The 26,118-nt window shown below is 41.1% G+C and carries 11 protein-coding genes and 1 pseudogene; all 12 read left to right on the top strand.

Annotated features, from left to right (window positions below; genetic code table 11):
- The first annotated feature begins 738 nt into the window (after window positions 1-738).
- The 12 genes and pseudogenes from GJU87_RS09985 to GJU87_RS09935 all read left to right on the top strand — a co-directional run bounded on the left by GJU87_RS09985 (window position 739) and on the right by GJU87_RS09935 (window position 26,054).
- On the top strand, window positions 739-3,804 hold the full coding sequence (locus tag GJU87_RS09985; protein WP_153639390.1) for a TonB-dependent receptor: 3,066 nt from the start codon (window positions 739-741) through the stop codon (window positions 3,802-3,804).
- A 19-nt stretch (window positions 3,805-3,823) separates the two neighbouring features.
- Complete coding sequence (locus GJU87_RS09980; RefSeq protein WP_153639389.1) at window positions 3,824-5,458, top strand: RagB/SusD family nutrient uptake outer membrane protein; 1,635 nt, start codon at window positions 3,824-3,826, stop codon at window positions 5,456-5,458.
- Window positions 5,459-5,581: 123 nt separating this feature from the next.
- Window positions 5,582-7,486: pseudogene (locus tag GJU87_RS09975) on the top strand (GH92 family glycosyl hydrolase); the annotation flags it as partial.
- Between the two features lie 112 nt (window positions 7,487-7,598).
- Window positions 7,599-7,916: a glycoside hydrolase domain-containing protein gene (locus GJU87_RS21575; RefSeq protein WP_308788940.1), complete on the top strand. Its 318-nt coding sequence runs from the start codon at window positions 7,599-7,601 to the stop codon at window positions 7,914-7,916.
- Window positions 7,917-7,941: 25 nt separating this feature from the next.
- Window positions 7,942-10,230, top strand: a complete 2,289-nt coding sequence (locus GJU87_RS09970) for a GH92 family glycosyl hydrolase (RefSeq protein ID WP_153639388.1) — start codon at window positions 7,942-7,944, stop codon at window positions 10,228-10,230.
- A 10-nt stretch (window positions 10,231-10,240) separates the two neighbouring features.
- The gene (locus GJU87_RS09965) at window positions 10,241-12,499 is read left to right on the top strand and encodes an alpha-N-acetylglucosaminidase (protein WP_153639387.1); all 2,259 of its coding nucleotides are present in this window, start codon (window positions 10,241-10,243) and stop codon (window positions 12,497-12,499) included.
- A 1-nt stretch (window position 12,500) separates the two neighbouring features.
- Window positions 12,501-13,643: an acyltransferase family protein gene (locus GJU87_RS09960; RefSeq protein ID WP_153639386.1), complete on the top strand. Its 1,143-nt coding sequence runs from the start codon at window positions 12,501-12,503 to the stop codon at window positions 13,641-13,643.
- A 110-nt stretch (window positions 13,644-13,753) separates the two neighbouring features.
- Complete coding sequence (locus GJU87_RS09955; RefSeq protein ID WP_153639385.1) at window positions 13,754-15,967, top strand: TIM-barrel domain-containing protein; 2,214 nt, start codon at window positions 13,754-13,756, stop codon at window positions 15,965-15,967.
- Window positions 15,968-16,039: 72 nt separating this feature from the next.
- Window positions 16,040-19,045 carry a glycosyl hydrolase 115 family protein gene (locus tag GJU87_RS09950; RefSeq protein WP_153639384.1) on the top strand — a complete coding sequence of 1,002 codons (3,006 nt, stop codon included), beginning with the start codon at window positions 16,040-16,042 and terminating at the stop codon, window positions 19,043-19,045.
- Window positions 19,046-19,079: 34 nt separating this feature from the next.
- Window positions 19,080-23,093, top strand: a complete 4,014-nt coding sequence (locus GJU87_RS09945) for a two-component regulator propeller domain-containing protein (protein WP_153639383.1) — start codon at window positions 19,080-19,082, stop codon at window positions 23,091-23,093.
- A gap of 789 nt (window positions 23,094-23,882) precedes the next feature.
- Window positions 23,883-24,431 (top strand): RNA polymerase sigma-70 factor, encoded by a 549-nt coding sequence (locus tag GJU87_RS09940; RefSeq protein WP_194831500.1) that lies wholly within the window; start codon window positions 23,883-23,885, stop codon window positions 24,429-24,431.
- A 465-nt stretch (window positions 24,432-24,896) separates the two neighbouring features.
- Entirely contained in the window at window positions 24,897-26,054 is a 1,158-nt protein-coding gene (locus GJU87_RS09935; RefSeq protein WP_153639381.1) for a FecR family protein, read from the top strand.
- The last annotated feature ends 64 nt before the right edge of the window (window positions 26,055-26,118 follow it).

Below are 26,118 nucleotides of genomic sequence, written 5' to 3'. Positions count from 1 at the left end.
TAAAAGAGACGAAATGCTCCAAGAGAAATCGGGATACTCTAAAAGAAAATATACCTAGCGGTAAAACCGGACAGCAAGGAAGGAGTATCAAGATAAACTTCCTGTTGCAGCTCGTAATTTGTATAGGTGCTAATAAACTTTTTAATCTGAATGAAGAAGTGGGAAAGATGGCGAGTGTCGTTCCTCTGTTCGGTTAGGATTGCCCGAGGAGTGGTTAGAGCTTTTATATCGGCTTACAATAGAAGCTCCTTTGGGTGTGTAAATTACCTGTTAGATAGCAACTTGAAGCTAAGTTGTGGTCCTAACAAAAACAGTTGCGATGAAAAAAAGCACTTGAAGGCGGGGATTGATTGCGATAGCCATCCTGCTCAGCTCTTGTTATACCCAAATTTCACTAACAAGTGGTTCTGACGGGAACAATAAAACATACAATGCGGAGTATCTTTTTGAGCATGACGGTTTCTTTAAAATCAATTGTATTGCCGGCTTCATTGGGAGTTGGGAACCTCTGTTAATTCATGGACTTTTTCAATCATTTTTCAAAAAAAAGCGATGACGAATCAAAATACATACAAGAAGGGAATTGTGTATTTGATTGATTGTCAATTCTCTTTCGGGCTTCAGGGATTGAATGAAAACGCAAATCCCGATTTGTCTATGTTTTTGAACAATTTGTCCATATGTAGATATTTAAAGGAACCTACCTTCAGCCTGGATTGAACTTAAAATTCATTTTCTATGAAAAAAACTAAACTAAAATTATTGGTGTTAGCCATCTTCTTTGGCATTTCACTTAACACCTTTGCGCAAGCGCAACAAATTTCCGGTGTTGTGTATGACGAGCACAACAATACCATTCCGGGAGTTACGGTTGTAGAAAAAGGGACAACTAACGGAACCGTGACCAACAGTGATGGAAAATTTAACCTGACGCTCACGGGAAAATCAAAATTACTGGATTTTTCATTTGTAGGTTATAAAACTCAGCAGGTACCAATTACCAATCAGACAACTTATGCCGTTCATTTGGTACCATCAATTGTTAATCTTGACGAAGTCGTTGCCATTGGGTATGGCTCTGTTAAAAAGGGCAACTTAACGGGAGCAGTGAACTCAGTGGATCACCAACGATTGGAAAAGGCAAATAAAGTAGATGCTATTTCTGCATTGGAAGGCCAATCTGCCGGAGTTGTCATTCAACGTACTGACAACAAACCGGGTTCAGGTGGGTTTAACATTCGTATTCGTGGTGCCAGCACCATCAACACGAACGAAACAGCGAGCCAGGGAGGTTATAACCCTGGACAAAACCCGTTATTTATTGTTGACGGAATCGCTGTAGATGACATTTCATTCTTAAACCCGTCGGATATTGAGAGAATGGATATTCTGAAAGATGCTTCGGCCACAGCAATCTATGGTTCGAGAGGTAGTAGCGGGGTAGTTTTAATTCAAACAAAACAAGGTAGAAAAGGTAAATTAAGAGTTAGCTACAATAATTATTTCGGTTTCAAACAGGCATACCACCTGCCCAAAATGTTAAATACTGATGAATATGTGCAATATCTAAAGGATGATGTTGTGGGTAATCACTATGCTTCCGGAGATTACAACTTCACTACCGCTGATGTGGTATTATCGGATTACCTGGATCCGGAAGAGTTACAAAATATTGCCGATGGCGTTAATACCGATTGGGTAAAACTCATTCGTGTTAACGGATATCAAACCAACCACACGCTCAACTTAAGTGGCGGAAATGACAAAACCGTTTATTCAGCCAGTATGGGTTATACAAAAGATAACGGAACGGTTAGGGGCGAGAACTTTACCCGTTACAATGTTAAGGCCGACCTCTCTTCTGATATACTTAGCTGGTTAAACCTGAGTATTGGAAGTTATATGACTTATGCTATTCAGAATACTGGTAGCTGGGAGGCTTTCAGAAGTGCATACCGTTTGAAACCAATTGGTCGTCCCTACAACGCTGATGGCTCTTTGCGTTTTTACCCACTTTCGAAAGAAACACAAGTGACAAATCCACTTTTTGAACCATCTAATATTACCAAACAAACCAAATACTTACAATGGTTAGGTAATATTGCCATAAAATTGACCCCGGTAAAGAACCTGACTCTTACGTCTAAGTTTTCGCCGAATATTAAATTCACCCGTTATGGTGAATATCGCGGACTCCACTCAAAAAGCGTAAGTGGAAATCCTTCCAACAGAAGAGCCCAGGTAAACAATTTCAATTACCTCTCCTACACCTGGGATAACATCATTAATTACAAATTCAAAAAAGGCATCCATGATTTCAATATTACAGCTGTAATGTCAAGGTACATGGAAAATAATGAAAGTTATTATACTCAAGTAAGGAATTTCACAACTGACAATTACCTGTTTCATAATCTGGGAGCCGGCCTTAGCATTCGTGATGTTTCAAGTGGTTACAGCGAACAAACGCTGGAATCATATACCGGCAGGATAAATTATGCTTTAAACGACAAGTATTTGTTCACCTTCACCGGTCGTTACGATGGGTCTTCTATTCTTGCGGATAATAACAAGTGGGCATTTTTCCCTTCTGCTTCTTTTGCCTGGAAGTTGCTTGATGAAGGTTTCATGAAAAATCAAAAAGTGTTATCCAGTGCCAAATTCAGGTTAAGTATTGGACAAACAGGTAACAACGGAGAAGGGGGCGGATTGGCTCCTCTGGGTTCTCAATCGTTACTTGGCAGCAGTGCAACCAACCTGGGAGGCACATCAGTTTCTACTGCCTATGTTACTGGATTGGCCAATAAAGACCTGACATGGGAAAAAACAACGGAAGAAAACGTTGGTTTTGACTACGGTTTTCTCAATAACCGCGTCTTCGGTTCAATTGATGTTTACCACCGAAAAACTACCGGAATTATCTTTTTCACGCCGCTGCCTTCGGTTACGGGATTCAGTGGAACGTATAATAATGTTGGAGAATCAAGTAACAATGGTGTAGAAATATCATTAAACACTGTGAATGTTGATAATGGTAATTTTAAATGGACAACCAACTTCAACTTTGCCAGTAACAAAAACAAAATCGACAAATTATACGGTAACCTTGATGAAATTCAGTTTAATGTTCAAGGAACTAACCTGATTAACAAAGTAGGCGAACCTATTGGTTCAATTTACGATTATGTGTACGACGGAATTTGGCAATCAAATCAGGCTGCAGAGGCTGCCAAGTATGGACAAAAACCCGGACAGGTAAGGGTAAAAGACCTGAATGGCGACGGGCATATTACTCCCGGGAAAGACCGTAAAGTAATTGGTCAGGTAACTCCAAAATGGACCGGAGGTATGACCAGTTCCATGAATTACAAAAATTTTGATTTCTCCTTTTCGGTAATTACCAGCCAGGGAAATAAAATCTCGAGTACGTTCTACTCAAACACGGTATTCCCTTACGATGAAAATCCGTCAAGATTGTTTAATGCTGCAAAAGTAAACTACTGGACTCCAAATAACCCGACGAACGACTGGTATCAACCAGGAAATGGCGGGCCTTATTCCTGGGTATCTAAATACAAAGACATTTCTTATACAAAAATCGGTTACATAACTTTAGGCTATAAAATTCCTGACGACATTTTGAAACGTGCCCACATTGCTGGCTTAAGAGTTTATACAACCGTTCAAAATCCATTTATCTTCACGAACTACGGGGGATGGGATCCGGAGAATGCCGGTAGAAATTCATGGGGTGAAGCATTTATGTCCCGCACATATATGGCAGGTATCAACTTAAGTTTCTAAACACTAAACGATTCTAAAAATGAAACATACAAATTATAAAATACTATTGTTACTACTGGCTTTGAGTTTTTTCACAGCCAGCTGTACCAGTTTCCTTAATGAGAAGAATTACACCTCGCTATCACTGGAAACTGCAGCATCCAATCCGGAGACATTTGATCAGTTGGTAGCGCGTGTGTATGAATTATCACGTGAATATACTACTTACTATACTTCCGACATGTATTATAGCCTGGAGGATCTGGGTACGGACGTCGTAACACGCGGATCGCTAATTTTAGGAACCAGTGATTTAAACGATTATGTCAACCTTAACTCTACGAACTGGACAGTTAGCGTTTACTGGACTGACCAATATGCAATAATCGCAGCGGCCAATACGGCAATTGATAATGCCGACGTAATTGAAGGGATTGACGATAGCACAAAAACAGTTGGCATTGGAGACGCTAAGTTTTTCAGAGCTATGTCCTATTTTAATTTAGTGGTCAATTACGGAGGTGTTCCGTTAGTGGTTAACCAGGTTACAAGTGCCCAAAAAAAATATGTCAGGGCTACCGAAGAACAAGTCTACGCACAAATAATCAGCGACCTTACCGATGCATTATCGGCAGTACCGGAAGATCCTGCTCAATACGGAAGGGTTTCAAAAGATGCAGTAAGACATCTTCTGTCAAAAGTATATTTAACAAGAGCTTACAAATCATACGCTGCAAGTGACGATTTTTCAAATGCGGCCAAGTTAGCCAAAATAGTGATCGCCAATCACCCGCTGGTCCCTTCTTTTTCAAGTTTGGTTAGCATTAATAATCAACGTAATTCGGAAGTGGTATTTGCGTACCTGTTCGGTACCAACTCGGTAAGCAGAGGTTGGGGTAACTCAAAGCACATGATGTATAAATTCAGGTTTTACGATTATCCCGGCCTGTCAAGAACCGTGCAAGGCCTTGGCCCGATGCCCACTCCATTTTATTATTCCCTGTTTGACGACGCCGACCAACGTGCTGCAGCGACCTTTTCCAGGGTGCTGTATGCTACTAAAGAAGCAACAACTACATTAAACGGAGAAACGGTTAACATTCAAGTCGGAGACACTGCAATGTATTTCCCCAAAGTAGCCTGGAGTGATGCCCAAAGAGCCGCGGTACCTTATAAGGTTATCAATCCGGATGAATACTTCACAAGTGACGGAATTACCAATGTACACTATCCGATATTTAGAAAATTCGACGACCCGGATGTAGCGTTTACACAACCTGACCAACCTTCCAACGGAGAAAGGGACATGGTTATCATGAGAAGTGGTGAAGCTTATCTGATTGCTGCGGAAGCTTACCTTGGTATGAACGACAAGGCAACTGCAGCTGGTTATCTTACCACACTGCGGGCAAGGGCCGGTTTAACAACTCCTGTTTCTCCTGATGATGTTAATCTTGACTTTATCCTGGATGAAAGAGCTCGTGAATTAACCGGAGAAGTAAACCGGTGGATGGACCTGAAAAGAACCGGCAAACTGATAGAACGTGCTTTGGCACATAATCCACACGTTGCTTTTAACCATGCAATCGACGAACACGATTTGCTCAGGCCGATACCTCAGACCGAAATTGATAATAGCGGTGGTTCTATTACCCAAAATCCGGGTTATGAATAATATCTCGAATAACAATAAGCATTAAGTGTTATGAGAATATAGGCGAAGTATTTTTCACTTGCCTGTATTCTCTTTTAATTCGCTATTGCGAGACTTGTAGTCTTCCTGTCTAATAAAGCCAGCATGTATTTCAGTAAAACAAACTTTTTAATACGAAGCAAACTTCTGTTCTTAAGTTTATTTGCATTGGCATGCAATGAAAAAATACCGGAAACTGCTTCTAACGAATTTGTTGATAAAGTATATCCGCTACTCGACACTAGAAATTCGAGGTGGTTCTTCTTCTCATCAGCCTGCCGTCCGTTTGGCATGGTGAATCTGAGCCCCGACACTGAAATTAATGGAGCATGGAACAGTGGATACCGGTATCAAACCGATACCATTAAAGGATTCAGCCACATACATGCCTGGCAGATGTCTGGTTTATCAGTCATGCCCGTAACATTAGATAAAACAGAAAACACAAAAATATTTTCAGATTTTTACTCTCCTTTTTCTCATAAAACTGAGATCGTTACTCCGGGATATCATTCTGTTGTGTTAAACCGATATAACATCAAAGCCGGGTTAACCAGTACCAATCGAGTTGGTTTTCATAAATATACCTTTCCTGAAAAAGATATTCAAAAAGCGATTTTATTCAACCTGAATACCCTTTTAGGCCCATGTAAGAACACTGCCGGATATCTAAAAAAAGATAACAACAAGGAACTTTCCGGCAGCCTGGTAATGGCTCCGACACACCGACGTATAAAGCCCCTTACCCTGTATTTTAAAATTAAACTGGACAGCCCGATCACTCGAATTGAACAAGATAGTGCAACACACAATTACCTGGTTCTGTTGAAACCTTCAGTACAAAATGTACTCATGAAAGTAGGTATTTCATATACCTCTGCCGAAAATGCATCGCTTAATTTACAAACAGAACTGCCGGGCTGGGATTTTTCTGAAATTGTGAAACAATCTCAACAGGTATGGAACAAAATGTTGGGAAGAATTCAGATTGAAGGAGGAACAGCAACCGATCAAAGGAGATTTTACACGGACCTTTGGCATGCTTTGCAAGGACGAAGAATAATAAGTGATGTAAACGGGGCCTATCCGGATAATACGCAGAAACAATTCCGCATTGGGCAAATACCACCGGACAAGAACGGGCACCCCCAATTTAACATGTACAATTCCGATGCCTTTTGGGGTGCGCAATGGACACTTAACACGCTCTGGGGACTTGTTTATCCTGAAATCATGGAAGACTTCGTTCATTCGCTCATGCAATATTATAAAGATGGGGGACTGGTTCCACGGGGACCTTCCGGTGGCAATTATACGTTTGTTATGACGGGAGCTCCGGCAACACCATTCATTGTAAGTGCCATCCAAAAAGGAATTGTAAAAGACAGTTTAGAATTTATTTATCAGGCACTAAAGAAGAATCATCTGCCGGGAGGAATCATGGGCAAATCCGGTTACGAACATAAAACGGATAAGGGCGGAGGACTGAGTTTTTACATTGAAAAAGGCTATGTGCCTTACCCGCTTCCCTATAAAGAAAATTTTGGTGCTCATGAAGACGGGGCCGGACAGACTCTGGAATATGCGTATCAGGACTGGACTTTGGCGCAACTGGCAAAAAAACTTCATAAAGACGACGATTATAACTATTTTCTGAAACGCTCCTTCAATTTCAAAAATATCTTCAATCCATTGTTAGGATGGATCGTTCCGAAAGATGTAAATGGAACGTGGAAAGAAGACTTTGATCCTTACCAGTACGAAAATAGCTTCGTAGAATCCAACTCAGCCCAGTCAACCTGGTTTATACCTCACCATCTGAAAGAATTAGCCCGTTTAATGGGCGGCGATTCAATTGCGGTAAGAAAACTGAATACCCAATTTATGGAAGCCCAAAAGCTCGGATTTACTTCAGGAACTTCCCATGCGGCAGAACTTCATCCGGAATACAGCCATATTCCGATAAATTACGGCAATCAGCCTTCTATGCAAACGGCTTTTATTTTTGATGAATTGAACCGCCCCGATTTAACCCAGTTCTGGTCGCGGCAGGTTGTAAAAAGAGTTTTTTTCCGGTTTATCAGAAAATGTTGGATACAATGGCGACGAGGATCAGGGACTAATGGGAAGTCTGGCTGTGTTAATGAAAATTGGATTGTTTCAAATGAACGGCGGAACAGAAGAAAACCCGGCATACCAGATTGGAAGCCCCATTTTCGACAAAGTCATCATTCATCTGAATCCGGAATATTATCCGGGAAAAACCTTTGAGATCGAATGCAACAACAATACCCCTGACAATGTATTTGTGAGGACGATTCAGTTAAATAATGCGCCTGTAAAATTGTATGCAATAACACATGAGGATATTGTAAACGGAGGGATATTAAAACTGGAAATGGCTAATAGCAGGCCGCCAACGGAACTTGTACATAATTGACTTTATAACTGTGTGAAACAAGGTTATGAAAAATATAAAATACATTCTTTTAATTTGCTTTATCGCGCTTTTACAATTGGAGGCAAGAAGCCAAAACCATCAATTTGTAAATCCTCTGATTGGCTCTGAAGGGCCGGGAAATGTGTTCATTGGACCTTCGTGTCCTTTTGGAATGATTAAGCCCGGGCCCGACAACGATGTACATGCCAACAGTGGTTATTCAGCCGATACAACCAAAGCCATTTACGGATTCAGCCAGGTGCATGTAAGTGGCACGGGCGGAGGAGCCAAATACGGCAATGTTTCGGTAATGCCCATTTCCGGTAATTTCGAATCGGTTAAGCAGGAATCGTTTCGCGACGATGAAAAAGTTCAGTTGGGTTATTACGCTGTCCGGCTAAAAAAATGGAATATCAAAACCGAAATTACGACGTCCGACAGAGCCGCCTTTTACAAATTCAAATACAGCTCGGAAGGGAAGAATGCCGTAAAAATAGATTTGGGAAGATACCTGGATGAAACCGACATAAAAAATGGCCGCGAAACGCAGCAATTTGTCGGTTCCGAAGTGGAAGTAGTTTCCGATACCGAAGTGCGGGGCTACACAAAAGTCAGGGGCGGATGGAACAACGGCAGCGCCTATACCGTTTATTTTGCAGCTGTTTTCGACCAGCCATTCAGCAGTTTTTCTACCTGGAAACAGCAGAAATTCTTTCCCAATCAGGCAACGCAGGTTGACGACGGAAGCAAAACCGGGGCAATGCTCTTTTTCAATCATCTAAAAAACAAATCGCTGAATATGAAAATTGGCATTTCATTTATCAGCAGCCTGAAAGCGAAACAAAACATTGATAACGAAATTGCGGATTGGCAATTCGATAAAGTACTCACCGAAACGCAACAAAAGTGGGATAAGATTTTGCAACGTGTAGAGGTCGATAAAGATGCTTCGCCGGAAAAGAAAACCATGCTTTATACAGCATTGTACCATACTATGTTAATGCCGGTTGACCGCACGGGAGAGAATCCTCTTTGGGAAAACGATGGCCCGTATTACGACGACTTTTACGCTATTTGGGACACTTACCGGTCTTCGAGCCCGCTGATAACCTTGCTTGATCCGAAACGCCAGGTAGCTATTATTAACGCGCTGATAGATATATACAAACACGTTGGTTACATGCCCGACGCCCGAAGTGGAAATTGCAACGGAAGAACGCAGGGCGGCTCTAATGCCGAAATTGTGATTGCCGATGCTTTTGTAAAAGGACTGAAAGGCATCAACTACAAAGAGGCACTCAATGCCATGTTGAAAGATGCCATGTATCCTCCGGGTGGCAATGAGGAAAAAGAAGGCCGGGGTGGTTTGGTCGACTACAACCGCCTGGGCTATGTTTCCACTGACTATGTACGCTCCGGAAACCGCACGGTGGAATACTCTTACGACGATTACTGCTTAGCCATGGTTGCGAAAGGAATCAAGCGAAACGGTGAATACTGGCGTTTCATTAAGCAGTCGGACAACTGGCAAAACCTGTGGCGAGATATTGAGAACAATGGTTCGCGAGGCTTTATTATGCCGAAAGATGCGCAAGGTAAGTGGGTGGATAGTATTCAGTGTCGTGTTAATAATGGCCGTATTAATTATTTGAAATATACGCCTTTGTCGCAAGACTGGCCCAATTGTGTATGCTGGTGGTGTGGTATTTTTTACGAAGCCAGTTCATGGGAATATTCCCTTTCAATTCCGCACGATGTGGCTACGCTCATCAAAAAATCGGGAGGAAAAGAGGCTTTCTTAAAACGATTGAATACGTTTTTCGACAACGGGTATTATAATGTTGGCAACGAACCATCTTTTTTAAGTCCCGATTTATACCATTGGATTGGCAGACCGGACTTAAGCAACGAACGCATTCATCAGATTATCGATGCAAATTACAACAGCAGAAGAGACGGAATTCCCGGGAATGATGACTCCGGTGCCATGTCGTCGTGGCTGGCATTTCATATGATGGGCCTATATCCCAATGCCGGGCAATCGTATTACCTCATTAACGCTCCTTATTTTAAAGAAACAACGCTGCACCTACCTGATGGGAAAGATTTTACTATCAAAGCAAAAAACCTGTCGGATAAAAACAAATACATAAAAGCAGTAACACTTAACGGGAAACCTTACGAGAAAGCATGGATTGAACACAGCGATATTATAGCCGGTGGCACTTTGGTTATTGAAATGGGACGAACACCATCAGAAACATGGGGAAAGAACCAACTTCCGCCATCGAAACCGGATGACAACAAAATTTAAAGCAAACACTATGGTTAACAAATCTTTTCCTGTAAAAAAACGGCTGTTACGTGTTTTGCTGTTTCTTGCAATTATTAGCGGAACATCAGGATGTAAAAAAGATACTCCGACACAACGTGATTTGTCGCCTGCAGAAGCACTTATCAAGCGCGTTATTCCGAAATATGCTTCCGATTTCATTGCTGAAACGAAGGCGTCAAAAGGTGAAGAAGATTGGTTTGAAATTCAATCAAAAAACGATAAAATCGTTTTGCGGGGCAATAACGATGGTTCTGTCGCTTCTGCTCTTTATTATTACCTGAAGAATTATTGTCATTGCCAGGTAACCTGGAACGGGACCAACCTAAACTTGCCCGCTAAGTTGCCGAAGGTTGAAGGAACTATCCATAAGGATACGCCTTACGAGTACCGGTATTATTTGAACTATTGTACGTTCAATTACAGTATGAGCTGGTGGAACTGGGCTCGATGGGAAAAAGAGATCGACTGGATGGCTTTGCACGGAATCAACATGCCGTTGGCAATAACCGGCGAAGCCTATGTTTGGGACGAAGTTTATCGTTCGTATGGATTTACCGATGAAGATTTGAATCCGTTTTTTAGTGGGCCGGCCTATTTTTCTTGGTTCTGGATGGGCAACCTCGATGGCTGGGACGGACCATTACCCATGAGCTGGAAAGAAAGTCACCACGACTTGCAAAAGAAAATACTGCAACGCGAACGCGAACTGGGCATGAAACCCGTACTTCCGGCATTTACCGGCCATGTTCCGGCTTCATTTAAAAAACATTTTCCGCATGCAAAGCTAAAGCGTACCAACTGGGGAAACGGTTTCGGCGATACCTACATTTTGAATGCCAACGATCCGCTATTTGCTGAAATCGGGAAAGAATTCCTGGAAGCGCAACAAAAAATATACGGAACCAACCATTTATATTCTGCCGATACGTTTAACGAAAACGAACCACCTTCAGACAAGCCTCAATACCTTTCGGAATTAAGCAGTAAAGTTTTTGAAGGAATGAAAGAAGCCGATCCCGACGCCGTTTGGGTGATGCAGGGTTGGTTGTTTTACAGTCATCGCCAGTTTTGGAAAGCTCCGCAAATAAAAGCATTGCTTGAAGCTGTTCCCAACAATAAGATGATCATTCTGGACCTGGCTGCCGAAATTGAGCCGGTATGGAAGCGCACCCATGCATTTTACGGCAAGCAATGGATTTGGAACATGTTGCACAATTTCGGAGGTAATATCAGCATGTTTGGCCGTATCGAAAATGTAGCCACGCACCCTGCTGAAGCACTAAACGATACAACTTCGGGACAAATGAAAGGGATTGGCTTAACCATGGAAGGCATTGAGCAAAATCCGGTTTTGTATGAATTAATGATGGATAATACCTGGCGAAACACACCGATTGACCTGCAATACTGGCTGAAAAGCTATATCCGAAATCGTTATGGTGAGACGAACGCCGAACTGGAGAATGCCTGGAATATTTTAGTGAAAACGGTTTATAACGGAAAAGTAATACGCGACGGAGCCGAATCAATCATTGTAGCGCGGCCTACATTTGCAGGCTATCGTCGCTGGGCACGAACCAAACTGAATTATGCTCCGGAAGATCTACTTCCTGCCTGGGACTTATTCGTGAAACAAATTCCGGAATGCAAAAATTCCGACGGATTTCGATACGATTTGGTAGATGTCACGCGTCAGGTTCTGGCGAACTTTGCCTTGCCTGTACAACAGCAAATGGCGCTTGCGTACAGACACAACGACAAACAAAGTTTCAGGAAATACAGCATTCAGTTTCTGGATTTGATCGATGATATGGATCGCCTGCTTGCCACCCGCAAAGACTTTTTGCTGGGCCCCTGGCTTGCCGACGCCCGAAGCTGCGGACAAACTCCCGAAGAAAAAGCACTGTACGAAAAGAATGCCCGCGACCTGATTACACTCTGGGGAGACGACAACAGCCCGTTGCACGAATACAGCAACCGACAATGGAGCGGATTGTTAAGCGATTTTTATAAACCGCGCTGGATACAATTTATCGACAGTGTAACTAAAAACTGGGGACATTTCGACCAAAAGAAATTTGATGACGACATAAAACAATGGGAATGGAACTGGGTACAAAGTCACAAAGACTTTCCAACAGAAGCTCAGGGAAATGCAACCCAGGTTGTGAAAGAGTTATACAAAAAGTACCGCGCTCAAATTATTCCTTTAACAAAAATTCAACCTAAAATAGATTACAACTATTAATATGGAAAATACTATCACACAAAAACCGCAACGTTTCCTCTCGCTTGACGTTTTCAGGGGAATCACTATTTTTTTGATGATTATTGTTAATACTCCCGGAACAGGAGCCCATTTGTATCCATACCTCGTTCATGCCCATTGGTTTGGTTTTACTCTTGCCGATTTGGTGTTCCCATCCTTTTTATTTGCGGTTGGAAATGCCATGAGCTTTTCGATGCTGAAGATGCAAAAAATGGAGCCGTCGCAGGTATGGGCAAAAATTGTAAAACGAACTGTAATTATTTTCCTGTTGGGTTATCTCATGTACTGGTTCCCGTTTTTCACTTTTGGTGCCGATGGGCATTTTATGTGGAAACCCATTGACCAAACCCGTATAATGGGCGTCCTTCAGCGCATTGCACTGGCCTATTTCTTTGCATCAATTATATTTTATTACCTGTCAGAAAAAACGGCCTTAATTATTTCGGGCGTTATTTTGCTGGCGTATTGGGCTATCCTTTACATTTTCGGGCAACCCGGCGCCCAACTCGAAATGGCTTCCAATGCCGTTACCCGCTTCGATATGTCGGTTCTGGGATTGGGGCATATTTATAAAAAGGACAGCATTCCGTTCGATCCTGAAGGTTTATTGAGTACCCTGCCTGCTATTGTAAATGTAATTGGTGGTTATATCGCCGGTGTTTTCATTCAAAAGAAAGGGAAATCGTTTGAAGGTATTTCTAAACTTCTGATGGTTGCTTTCGGCCTGATTGCACTTGCCTTTTGGTGGAACCTGGTTTTCCCATTTGCTAAAAAATTATGGACCAGTTCATTTGTGCTTTACACCATCGGCTGGGATCTGGCGATTATGGCTGTTTTGGTTTATGCTATCGAAATCAGGAAAATCAAATTTGGTATTGAATACTTTACAATTTTTGGTAAGAACCCGTTATTCATTTACCTGTTCTCGGAGCTATTTTATGTCGTGCTGCGTATGATCCCGGTTAATGCGCATCAGGATGCATTTGAGTGGGTAAGTGAACAGATCTTTCAGCAAATTTTCCCCGGTCCGTTTGGAGCCCTGGTAACCGCGTTCGCTTATGTAATGGTATGTTGGTTATTAGGTTGGTGGCTGAATAAGAAACGCATCTACATTAAAATTTAATGTATTTGAAGTTTTTAAATTCCTTATGGAAATACATGTCGTGTGATTAGAAGATACCTCATATTCAGACATAATTAACCGGAACAAATGAGCTAAAATAATACTGAACCATGCAAAACATTTCAAAGTTCTATTTCATAATCATCCCGTTTTTACTTTTTCATACAGGCATTTATGCTTCTGATATTTCGGTACAATTATCAAATTCCAACAAGGGGTTTTCACTTTATCGTTCCGGGAAAAAGCTCGTTGAAGTTGAAAATATTCAATTCGATTTCAGAAATGCTGATTCGGTAAAGGTGATAAGTAAGACAGAGCAACAAATTGAACTGCTTACCTACTATCCGTGGATAAGCCCGAGAGGAACGGAAGAAACAGTTCAAAAGCAGGACACACTTTGGATGAACATTGATACGAACTTTATCCATGTTTTTGCAGCTCCGAAATGGGCACGAGAGGTTCAGATCGTTTTAAAGGATCTAGGCGGAAATTACTATGGTTTGCAGGAAACACTTTATCCCGACAATAAAAAATCGCCCAATCTGCGTCATACGACTATGGATGTGGAGATACAGCCGGAATCGTATCGTTACCACGAAAACTGCGCTTCAGTTCATTCTGCCTTTTTTTTCAATTCACTGGGATATGCCTCCTTTTTCGACTCGTTCAGTTCCGGGCAATACCGTCTGGCTCAGGAAGGAAAAACCGTTCTCACGCATAACACAGGAAAATTGAACTGGTACATTTTTACGGGCAATTACAAAACTATTTACAACGATTACTATTCAATTATTGGTACACCCAAATATGTGCCCGACTGGTTTTGCGGTCCGGTAATTTGGAGAGATGAAAATACGGGGAGCAAGCAAATTCTGGATGATGCCAAACGATTTACAGAGCTACACATCCCGATTACAGCAATGTTTGTGGACCGTCCGTACAGCGATGGCGCCAATGGATGGTCGAAAATGGATTTCAGCGCTCATTATTCTCATCCCGAAAAATGGATTAGCGAACTAAATAACAAATACGGAGTTGAGTTGATGACCTGGGTCGCATCTGCCACATTTGGAGATACAGATTTCCCCGGCTTGCTGGCAGGAAAAATGTGCTATTTCGATTTGACAAATAAAGACGCAGTTGCCGAATTTCACCGCAGGTTAGAAAGCAATCAGTATGAATACGGGGTAAAAGGACACAAATTAGACCGTGCGGACGAAACTTTTCCGCTTCCGGAAGATTGGGCTGACAAAACCGATGATTATTCAAAACGAAATAAATATCCCTATTTGTATGCAAGAGTTACCGATAGCCTGCTCAATCAGGCCTGGGGCCGCGACAATGCAAATTTTGCGCGTGCGGCTTATCAGCGGAGCCAGCCTTACCTGACAGCCGTTTGGGGTGGTGATGTACGGGCAAACTGGGACGGACTGGCATCGAACATATCCAATGCCATGCGCTGTAGCTTCATGGGATTTCCTGATTGGGGAACCGATGTGGGCGGTTATCTTGGCGAAGGATATATTTCGCCGGAGCTTTACACACGCTGGCTTCAGTTTGGTTTATGGACAGGATTTTACGAAATAAAACTTGACGGATCGGGTGGCAGAGGCCGGGAGCGTACACCCTGGCAATACGATGAGGCATTTCAAAAACGCTACGCGCAAATCCTGACTGAACGTATGAAACTTATTCCATACATCTATTCCATGCTGAATAATTCTGCTGAAACAGGCCCGCTAATGAAACCCATGGCCATGGTTTATCCCGAAGACAAACGTTTCACAAATACCTGGGATCAATACATTTTTGGGGAAGCTTTTTTGGTGGCCCCCTTGTATTCTGCCCAAAATAGCCGCAAAGTTATTTTACCCGAAGGCAATTGGTATGACTTTTACTCCCACAAAAAATACACCGGCGGGCAAACGATTGAAGTTACCAAATCCATGGAAGAATTTCCGGTATTTATGAAAGCGGGCTCAATACATGCCGAAGGCCAAATTATTGCGGGAAACAGTAAAAACTGGCAGAAAACAAAAAACTACGTTGATCTTTATGTTGTTGCCGGAGGTAGTTGTTCGTTCGACCTTCTCGACCCGGCGTCAAATACAAAAACGCACATTAGGGTAATAAAAAGTGGCGACAAAAATTACGAAGTTCACATTCCTGCAAATGCGTTAATTCAAAACCTGTACGTAATATCAAGCGATAAACTTAGCAGGGTAACCAAAAACGGGGAAAAGAATAAATTTGAACTGGCTGGTACAGCAAGTTACTGCATAAAAAATGTTTCCGGCTCTTCGCTTGTTTTAACGTTTGAATAAAACGAATGCACTGACTTTGTTATTGGCTAATTTTAAAACCACATTTATCGGGGATCGATATATTAGACAACCATGAAAAATAGCATTGATAAAATAAGACCATTCAACTTTCTGCTGACATTTCTATTCACTCTTAGTTTTATACCTGCCACGGTTAAAGGAAACGAAAAACAAGCTTTCCCAATTGTATCGAAGGGCAACACCACAAGTTTAGTTGTATTTGGGAATGAGCCCCAAGTGGTGCATATTGCGGCCCATATGTTTGCCGGAGATGTTCATAACATAACGGGAAAACACCCCGAAATCATTCATGATATACCACAAAAAGAGAACCGGATAATTATTGCAGGAACCATCGATAAAAGTAAATGGATTAACAAGCTGGTTACCGAAAAGAAAGTAGACATTTCGACAATTAAAGGCAAATGGGAAAGCTGGACAATGCAGGTGCTTGAGAAACCGTTTCCCGGGGTCAAACAGGCTTTGGTAATTATCGGTAGCGACCGTCGTGCCACGGCCTACGGAATCCTGGAGTTATCGCGAATGATGGGCGTTTCGGCCTGGGAATGGTGGGCCGATGTAACTCCAATCCATAAAAAAGAGATTGTACTGAACATGTCAAACAAAACCTACGGTTCACCATCAGTAAAATACCGTGGTTTGTTTTTAAACGACGAAGATTGGGGACTACAACCCTGGGCTGCCAAAACCCTTGAGCCTGAAACAGGCGATATCGGGCCAAAAACCTATGCCAAAATATTTCAGCTAATGCTCCGCCTCCGCGCCAACACAATTTGGCCGGCCATGCACAGTTGTACCAAAGCATTTTATACAATACCGGGGAATGCAAAAACGGCCGACGATTATGCCGTTGTTGTCGGAACATCACACTGCGAACCCATGCTTTGCAATATTAACGAAGAATGGAACAGCGAGAGAATGGGAGAGTGGCGCTACGATACAAATGCAGATGCCATTCGAAAACTGTTTAACCGCCGGGTTGAGCAAACTGAAAATTACGAAAGCATTTACACTATCGGGATGCGTGGCAAACATGATTCGCCGATGGATGCTAAGAATTTATCCGAGCAGGACCGGATTAAGCTGCTGGAAAAAGTAATTGCCGACCAACGAAACATGCTTGAAAAAGACAAGCACGAAAAAGCATCTTCCATACCGCAAGTATTTATTCCGTACAAAGAAGTGCTTGACTATTACCAACACGGGCTAAAAGTACCGGACGACGTAACAATTATGTGGACCGACGATAATTACGGTTACATCCGCCAATTGAGTACGCCCGGGGAACAGAAACGTGCCGGGGGAGCAGGAATTTACTACCATGCCTCGTACTGGGGGCGTCCGCACGATTATTTGTGGCTCAGTACCACACATCCGCTGCTTATTTGGGAAGAAATGCACAAAGCTTACCAAACGAATGACAACAATATGTGGATCTTAAATTGTGGCGATATAAAACCGATGGAGTACAATATTGAGTTATTCATGGATATGGCATGGAATATGAAAGCCTTTTCCCGTCCCGATTCTGTTGTAAACCATCTGGAAAAGTGGTTAGGAGATATATTTGCTCCGAAAAACGAAAAAGAGCTAACACAAATTATGCTCGATTATTATCATTTGTGTTTTATGCGCCGTCCTGAATTTATGGCGTGGAGCCAAACCGAACCGGTTACGAAGCCACAGGAAACGGAATTCACGCAAATAAGATATGGTGACGAATTAACCCGGCGTTTAAATGCCTGGACACAGCTGGCTGACAAAGTAAAGGAATTAAAATCGACGATTCCGGCCGACAGGCAGAATGCTTTTTTCGAATTGGTCGATTATCCGGTAACCGGAGCTTCATTGATGAACCAGAAATGGCTATACCACTACAAGAACGAGTTTGCAGCTCAACAGGGAAGAACAAGTGCAGGGCAATTCGCGAAAGCGTCAGGCAATGCTTATAAACAAATCAAAACGGAAACTGATTATTACAACAAAGGCATTGAAAACGGGAAGTGGAATAAGATGATGAGCATGGCTCCCCGTAACTTACCGGTGTTTTCCGAGCCCTCGTTCTCACTGCCGCAACCCGACGCAAAAGCTAGCTTAGGCCTGGCACTGGAAGGTTATCAAATGGAAGTAAACCAGGATATTCCCAACGGTTATTCCAATGTTTTGCCGGTTTTAAACGAATATTTAAAAGATTCGGCGTTTGTTGATGTTTTCCTGAAAGGCAACGGAATAATAAACTGGAAGGCTGTTCCGCAACAACCATGGATCCATTTATCTGTCAGCAACGGAACATTGTCAGGCAATGACAATAAAGGGGAACAACGCATCTGGGTAAGTATTGACTGGAACAAAGTTCCTCAGGGAGAAAACACCGATGAACCACCACTGGGGCATGATTATCAGCTTATTCCACCGTCATATAAAGTAAACGGCAGCATTCAGTTTGTAACAAAAGATACGACACTTGCAATTGGTGTTTCTCTGTTCAATCCCGAATTCAAATCGCTGAACGATTATAAAGGGTTCGTTGAAGCCAATGGCTACGTTTCAATTAATGCCGGAGACTGGACTGCCCGTTACCCCGGGAAAAATGCCAACTGGAAACCCATAAAGCACCTTGGTTACTCCGGAGAAGTTATGCTTGCTCTGCCATACCAGGCGGCATCTGTCTCCAATCCGGTGCAAATAAAAGAACAAAGCCCTTGTTTGGAATACGACTTTTACACATTCAACAAAGGTGAAGCAAACATCCGGGTACAGGCTTTACCCACTCACTCGTTATACAAAGGCAAAAGTGTTCGCTGTGCCGTTGCTGTAGATGATCAGGAACCTGTAATAATTGATTTTAAAACGGTAGGGCGCAGTGAAGAGTGGAAGCAAAATGTGCTGAAAAATGCAGCCGTAAAATCGGCACCACAAATCATTAATCAGCCTGGGAAGCACAAACTCAGGATTTGGATGGTTGACCCGGGAGTTATGGTCGACAGAATTCTCATTGACCTTGGCGGATGGAAAGAAAGCTATACGTTTCCTCCCGAAACAAAATCCAGAAATTAGTTAGTTTTACAAATCAAGTTGTTATTATGCTGAAATGAGACTACGAAATTGTTTATTCCTTCTTTTGTTGCTCCCGACAACTGTTTTTGCCGACAGAATAAAATTGGAGCATTATTCTGATGACCAGGGTCTGTCTCAAAATTCAGTACGGCACATTGTTCAGGACAATACGGGTTTGTTATGGATTGGTACTTTTCTTGGGTTAAATAGTTTCGATGGGAATACATTTACTGCTTACACCAGCGAAACTTCAAAGCATAACAGTCTTGAAAATAATGACATTACGGCTTTGGTAATGGATTCCGTAGCAAATCAATTGTGGATTGGCACCCGCAAAGGATTAACCTGCCTTGATTTAAAAAAACAGGAATTCACGACATTTTTGCACAACGAAAATGACTCCAATAGTCTTCCGGACAATGAGGTGAGGGCTTTGTTCTATGACAAATTCAACAGAATGTGGGTTGGAACAAAAGATAGCGGTCTTTGCATATTGAACAGAAAAACAAATGCTTTTTCGAGAGTTGACATAGACGGATTCAATTATGTAAAGTCTATTTATGAAGATTCTTACGGGTGTTTATGGATTGGAAGTAACGGTACAGGTGGTGTGGCGCAAATTCGTTTTAATAAAGACGGTTCTATCAATAAAATTAAAACCTATACCTTAACAATTCCGGGCTCAACAGAGATCAATCCGTATGTCAATTTTATTTACCAGGACCGCAAATCAGATATATTCGTAGGAACACGTGAGGGCCTTTACAAATTGAATAAACTGGAAGATAAATTTTATAATCTTTGGATTCCGGATGCATCAGTCAGAAATATCCTGGGGCCTTATTTTAATTGTGTAGCTCAATCCCCGCAGGGAAAATACTGGCTGGGAACCCTGGGCGGATTGATTGTTTGCGACCATTTGGAAGATATTACTACCGGAAATTACAGATGGTATTATTCTGACCTGTCTGACAATTCATCATTGGTCGATAATTCCGTTTCATCATTGTTCTTCGACAAATCCGGGGTTCTGTGGATAGGGACCGAAAATGGTTTGGATAAATTTGACCGATACAAAAATCAATTCAAAAATATTAGAAATATTTCTTATCTGATTAATAATAAAATACCAAGAATAAGTGGTCTGGCAGAAACATATGATAATCATATTATTGTATCAACCCACGATAATGGATTGTTCATTGGCAAAAACAACAAATTTTCGGTTCTGAGCCAACAAAACAAAAGCATTGCCAGCATTTACACTCCCGATGGAAAAGTATTTTATTGCGGTCTGTGGAATGGTAATATAATGATTTATAATTATCCGAAGAATAGTTATCGCACGTTGGATTTAGGCTTGGGAGAAACCCTCACGCTGGCTTTTGTTAAGTTAAAAGATGGAACAATTTTTATTGGTTCACATGGCAATAAAGCTGTTTTGCTAAATCCACATACGCTAAAGTACAAAACAATACTTCCCACATATTTCTCAAAAGTTATTAGTAACCAAGCCGTTTCTGATAGCACTGGAATGATATGGATAGCAACCGAATCGGGAGTTGTCAGATATAATCCTTATGATAATAAAGTTCGTACCTATTCTGAAAGTAAATCACCTGACGGAGTACTTTTTCATGATATTGCCAAAGATATAGCGATTGACCGTAACGGAACGATTTGGGTTGCCACTACAACCGGGTTGTGTTATTACAAGCCTTCCGAAGACATTTTTATACACATTAATTCGCCCGAAGAATTACGTGATGAATGGATTACCGACATTCGATTTAGGAAGAACAATGAAATGTGGTTGAATTTCAACAATAATAAAGTCGGGAAATATGACATAAAAACAAAACAATTGAATGTTTACCGGATTAACAGCGGAAACAGACTGGATATTTTCAGTAACAGGGGATTCTTATTGTTTAACGACTCTCTGATTTATGTTCCGGGTAAAGAAGGTATTATATATTTCCCTACAAATATTACAAACGTATACAAAACCGCAGGATTACCTTTTATTAGCGAAGTGAAAATTCATGGCAAAGTTATACATCCGGGAGATACCATTAACGGCCATGTGATTGTAAAAGAGAACATAAATTACTCGAGGAAAATGGTCCTGGATTATAGCAACCGTAATTTCTCGCTTTCATTTTCTTCTCCGTCATATGTTGATGTAAAACTGAATAAATTTCAGTTCATGCTGGAAGGCTTCGATAACAGCTGGATTAATGCCAATAATAATTCCCGGAACATTCAATATACCAATTTATACCCGGGTAAATATGTGTTTAAAATAAAAACACAAAACAGTAATGGGATATGGAGTCCGGTTTCATCATACGAAATCAGAATTAAACCGCCGTTTTGGCTAACTTATAAAAGTCTTTTGTTGTACCTCGTCGTTCTTGTTCTGACTTTTTATTTGATTCGTTCACAGACAAAAAAGAGAATGCTTCTGAAACAGGAATTAGTTCTGGAAAAGGTAAAACGGGAAAGAGATGACAAGTTAAACAACGAGAAGCTCCGCTTTTTTACCAATATTTCGCACGAATTACGAACGCCTATATCTTTAATTCTTGGGCCTGTCAAGCATTTGCTCGAAGAAAATAACTTGACTGATGTTCAGCGTAACAAAGCAGAGTTAATCCTGAAAAATTCGAACAGGCTGATGTACCTGATTAATCAATTGCTCGATTTCAGAAAGGCTCAAAATGGTGAATTCAAACTAAAAGTCATACAAACCGAAATCCTGCGACCTACCCGTAACGCCTTTAATTCTTTTAAAGGATTGGCTTTGGAGAAGCAGATAAGCTATAATTTCACGTGCGAGAGGGGCGAGGTAATTGGTTGGATAGACGTTGACAAATACGAAAAAATATTGTACAACTTGTTGTCAAACGCGATTAAATTCACGAATAAATACGGAAGTATCGATCTGTTTGTCGATGTAAAAGACGATGAATCGCAGCATTTGATCGTTGAAATCAGCGATGATGGAATCGGAATTCCCAGGGAGAGTCAGACGAAAATATTTAAACGCTTTTACCAAACGGAACAAAACAAAATTGAGAATACCGGGTCAGGGATTGGCCTGTCGCTGGTTGACTCGTTAATAAAAGTGCATAAAGCAAAGATATTTGTAAAAAGCGAGCCGGGTGCGGGAAGTACATTTACTATTGAAATACCGATAAATAAAGATAATTACGATGCCAGTGAAAGGTTCGATGTACAAAAAGATTTTATTGACGAAAGCCCGGGTAAGGCAAAGAAAATCGTACAGACAACGGACATAAAGAAGAAAATTCTGGTGATTGAGGACAACAAGGAACTCCGGCAATTTATTAATGAATATTTATCCGACACCTATAAAGTTTACGAGGCCGAAAATGGAGAACAGGGGTTACAGCTTTGCCGGCAGATAAAGCCCATACTGTGTGTTTCAGACATAAAAATGCCGGTGATGGACGGTTACAAATTCTGTGTCAATTTGAAAAAGGATACTTCAATCAGCCATATTCCGGTCATCCTGTTAACCGCATTATCAGATAATGAAAACGTGATGACCGGCTACAAATTAGGTGCTGACGGGTACATTACCAAGCCATTCGATCCCGCATTGTTAAAAATAAGAATTCAAAACATTATAAAATCCAGGATAGAGCTTAAAACAAAGTTTTCGGGCGAAATCGAAAGCAACATTGCAGTCCTTTCTCACTCACCGGTTGACGAGGAATTTATCACCCAATTAAGCAATATAATTGAGGAAAATATCAATAACCCCGACCTCAAAGTGGATATGTTATGTGCAGAAATGGGAATCAGCTCTTCCAAACTTTACCGAAAAATTAAAGAACTTACTGATTTAAGCCCGAATGAATTTATTCGAACATTACGTCTGAAAAAGTCAGCGCAATTATTAAAAACCAGGAAATATAATGTGTCTGAAGTGTCATATTTAGTGGGGTTTAACGATCCACTTTATTTCAGTCGCTGTTTTAAGAAACAGTTTGGTTTTTCACCCAGGAAGTATTTATAGATGTACGCTTCACTTTTTATGACAGGCAAAAACGGAATGAAACCAGAAACTGACTGTCATCCCATTTTAGGTACAGCAAAGTCCGTATGGGGTGAGTAGATAAAAACCCTGGCCAATGATTGTCTTTCACGCTGACAGGTCTACCGAGGTTGTCAGGTGTGGAAAAACGACAGAGAACCGGTCGTTTTATCCTGGCGGAGCCAGTCATTGTGGCCCCTTCAAACGAGAAGCGTTTCTCATCTCCGAAAGATGAAGAACTTTGTGCGGAAAGATGAAGAACTATCCTGACGGAGATGAAGAACTTTCTGTGGAAAGTTGAAGAAGTTTCTGTGAAAAGTTGAAGAAGTTTCCTGACAAAGTTGAAGAACTTTCCCTCGTGAGATGAGGAAGAAAACCCAGCGAGATAAAGTTTTCGTTGTTGTGAGAAGCTCATCTTAAAACAGGGAGAGCAAAAACGCAATTTTTTTTACAACAGAAAAGGCATATCGTGTCTTTGTTAGTTAGGTAGATCCGGTGAAATATTTTGTTAATTTGATGAGGGGTGACGACCAACAAAGCGAAAAACTGAAAACAGCTGTAGACATAGAAACAGCAAAAGAATTGAAGAAGTGGTTGAACGAGAATTTCCGGATGAATTTTAAAAAAAAGTAAACGCAAAAATAGTTTATGATGAGTCAATAAAGCCACTTTTCCGAAGAACACGGTAGAATTTTATATTTTAGCGTTGTTCTATGACAAATGGTGGGAAATTGGTCAATTCCTGTACATTTGTATGACTCAGAGGGCAATATGGTAGATTTTGAACAGAGAATCATCGCTAATTTAAGGAAAGGAGACGAAAATAGTCTTCGTGAGTTATTTGATATGTATTACAAGCCCCTGTGTATGTTTGCCTTGAAGTTTGTTGATTCCATAGAACAAGCTGAGGATATTGTTCAGGATACCTTTATTAATTTATGGAACTCCCGTAGCTATAGTAACATTCATTCCAACATAAAGGCCTATTTATTCGGGGCAGTTAGAAATAATGCGCTGTACTTTATCAGGAAAGAAACCAAATTTAGGTTTGAAGAAATTGATAATCATGTTCAGAAGCTTACAGAAGACGAGTTACCGGAGGATGAACTAACCGAACTAAAGGATCGTCTTTTAAAACAAATTGAACAACTGCCACCAAAAGGAAGAGAAATTTTCGAAGCAATTGTCTTCAAGGGTATGAAATACAGCGATGTGGCAGAGTTGTATGGTATATCTGTGAATACTGTAAAGACGCAATATTCAAGATCTTTATCTAAATTAAGAGAATTTCTCCATATTCTTATCTTTTTGTTCTCTTAAGAAAAAATGATTATGCTAATTAGTAAAAAAGGTCTGCGAGCCTACTGCATAATTGTTTCCTTCTTTTGTTGGAAGTTGCTAATCTTCCTGGGACTTGCCCTAAATTAAGCCATACAACTAATTTGCCCAGGGGAGATACCTGCATTTAAGATAATTAATTTTCAAATAACTTACATTGTGTAACGTCGACTGGTTTAATGGTTCTAATTTGAAATGAACTACTTTGCAATAATGCTGTCGAGACATCTATTGAATTATCTTTCGAATCGATGCAAGCATCGGAGTATTGAACTCATTTGTCCCGATATACTCTGTAACCAGGATTAGTTTGAATATCAAGTTGCAGTCCGCCATATTCCCACAATTCTTGTTCCACGGAATAAAAATTCAAATTTCATCTAAAAAAAGTCATGTTTTTGTCACCCAATTACAAAAATGTTGCATCCCTATTAAAAACGCATAAAGATGGTTCGACCAGATTCAAATATTTATCTGTTGATAACTAAATACAGCGAGGGAGACATTGCTGAAGAGGAATACCATGTTTTGAAAGCATGGATGGAAGAAGATGCTGACAATAAGAAAATCTTTTCAGAATACCTGATTTTCCTTAAAAATGCACGAAGAGTCCGTTTTTCTGACAGAGTTGATAACGAAATAGCATGGGGAGTCATTCAATCTCAACTCAGGAAACGAAAATCATTCAACATAAAATTATATCTTAGGTACGCAGCTGTGTTTCTGATGATGGTTACACTAACCGTTTCCTACCTGAAGCTGAATCAAAAGAATGCAATGGAATCAAAGATTGCCGATAATTCCTCGATACAGCCAGGAAAACCAAAGGCGATACTCGAATTGGGAGATGGTCGCATTGTTAATCTGGAAGAAATTGGCGATTCTGCAGCCATACTGGCTGCGGGAACTAAAATTCAGAAAAGGGATGAAGTTGTCGATTACCGCAATGCAAAACCTGAAACTGAAATGATGAATACGATTCGTATCCCGAGAGGTGGTGAATATCATTTAGTTTTATCAGATGGAACAAGGGTTTGGCTTAATTCTGATTCAGAGCTTACTTTTCCGATGCGATTTTCGGGTAAAACACGCGAGATTTCATTAAAGGGAGAAGCATACCTGGAGGTCGCGAAAAATAAAAATTTTCCTTTTGTGGTTGATGTAAAGGGGATCTCGGTGACAGTCCTTGGCACTTCTTTTAACATAAAAGCGTATGACAAAATTGAAACGACTTTAGTTGAAGGAAAGGTCAGTATCCATACCGATGCCTCACAAGATGTTGTTCTGACGCCCAACGAGCAGGGAGTGGTGTCTGAAGATCACTCCAAGGTAATAGTTAAGCATGTGGACACCAGGCTTTTCACTGCATGGAAAGATGGGGTATTTGCATTCAGGAGCATGACACTTGAGGAAATAATGAGAACCTTTGAACGCTGGTACGATGTGAAAGTCACCTTCGAATCAGACGATTTGCGAAATCGCCGTTTTACCGGAAACCTAAAGCGATATGAAGACATCACGCCTCATCTTGACATGATTGGTATGACAACTGATGTCGACTTTAAGATTTCAGGTAATAAAATAGTAGTCGTTAAGAAGAAATAAACATATAATTCTAATCAAGAGAAACGGGAAATGTGTCAGCATTTCCCGCTAAATAAATGCATTA

Origin of the sequence: Prolixibacter sp. NT017, assembly GCF_009617875.1 — a bacterium.
Classification (GTDB): Bacteria; Bacteroidota; Bacteroidia; order Bacteroidales; family Prolixibacteraceae; genus Prolixibacter.
Note: the sequence above shows the minus strand (reverse complement) of the source record. Positions and strands in the feature narration are given on the sequence as shown.

Excerpts from the sequence above, each read along its gene's own strand:
- GJU87_RS21575 (WP_308788940.1), top strand. The coding sequence starts at position 7,599 with ATGGGAAGTCTGGCTGTGTTAATGAAAATTGGATTGTTTCAAATGAAC.
- GJU87_RS09950 (WP_153639384.1), top strand. The coding sequence starts at position 16,040 with ATGAAAAATAGCATTGATAAAATAAGACCATTCAACTTTCTGCTGACA.
- GJU87_RS09970 (WP_153639388.1), top strand. The coding sequence starts at position 7,942 with ATGAAAAATATAAAATACATTCTTTTAATTTGCTTTATCGCGCTTTTA.
- GJU87_RS09945 (WP_153639383.1), top strand. The coding sequence starts at position 19,080 with ATGAGACTACGAAATTGTTTATTCCTTCTTTTGTTGCTCCCGACAACT.
- GJU87_RS09955 (WP_153639385.1), top strand. The coding sequence starts at position 13,754 with ATGCAAAACATTTCAAAGTTCTATTTCATAATCATCCCGTTTTTACTT.
- GJU87_RS09935 (WP_153639381.1), top strand. The coding sequence starts at position 24,897 with ATGGTTCGACCAGATTCAAATATTTATCTGTTGATAACTAAATACAGC.
- GJU87_RS09965 (WP_153639387.1), top strand. The coding sequence starts at position 10,241 with ATGGTTAACAAATCTTTTCCTGTAAAAAAACGGCTGTTACGTGTTTTG.
- GJU87_RS09980 (WP_153639389.1), top strand. The coding sequence starts at position 3,824 with ATGAAACATACAAATTATAAAATACTATTGTTACTACTGGCTTTGAGT.
- GJU87_RS09940 (WP_194831500.1), top strand. The coding sequence starts at position 23,883 with ATGGTAGATTTTGAACAGAGAATCATCGCTAATTTAAGGAAAGGAGAC.
- GJU87_RS09960 (WP_153639386.1), top strand. The coding sequence starts at position 12,501 with ATGGAAAATACTATCACACAAAAACCGCAACGTTTCCTCTCGCTTGAC.
- GJU87_RS09985 (WP_153639390.1), top strand. The coding sequence starts at position 739 with ATGAAAAAAACTAAACTAAAATTATTGGTGTTAGCCATCTTCTTTGGC.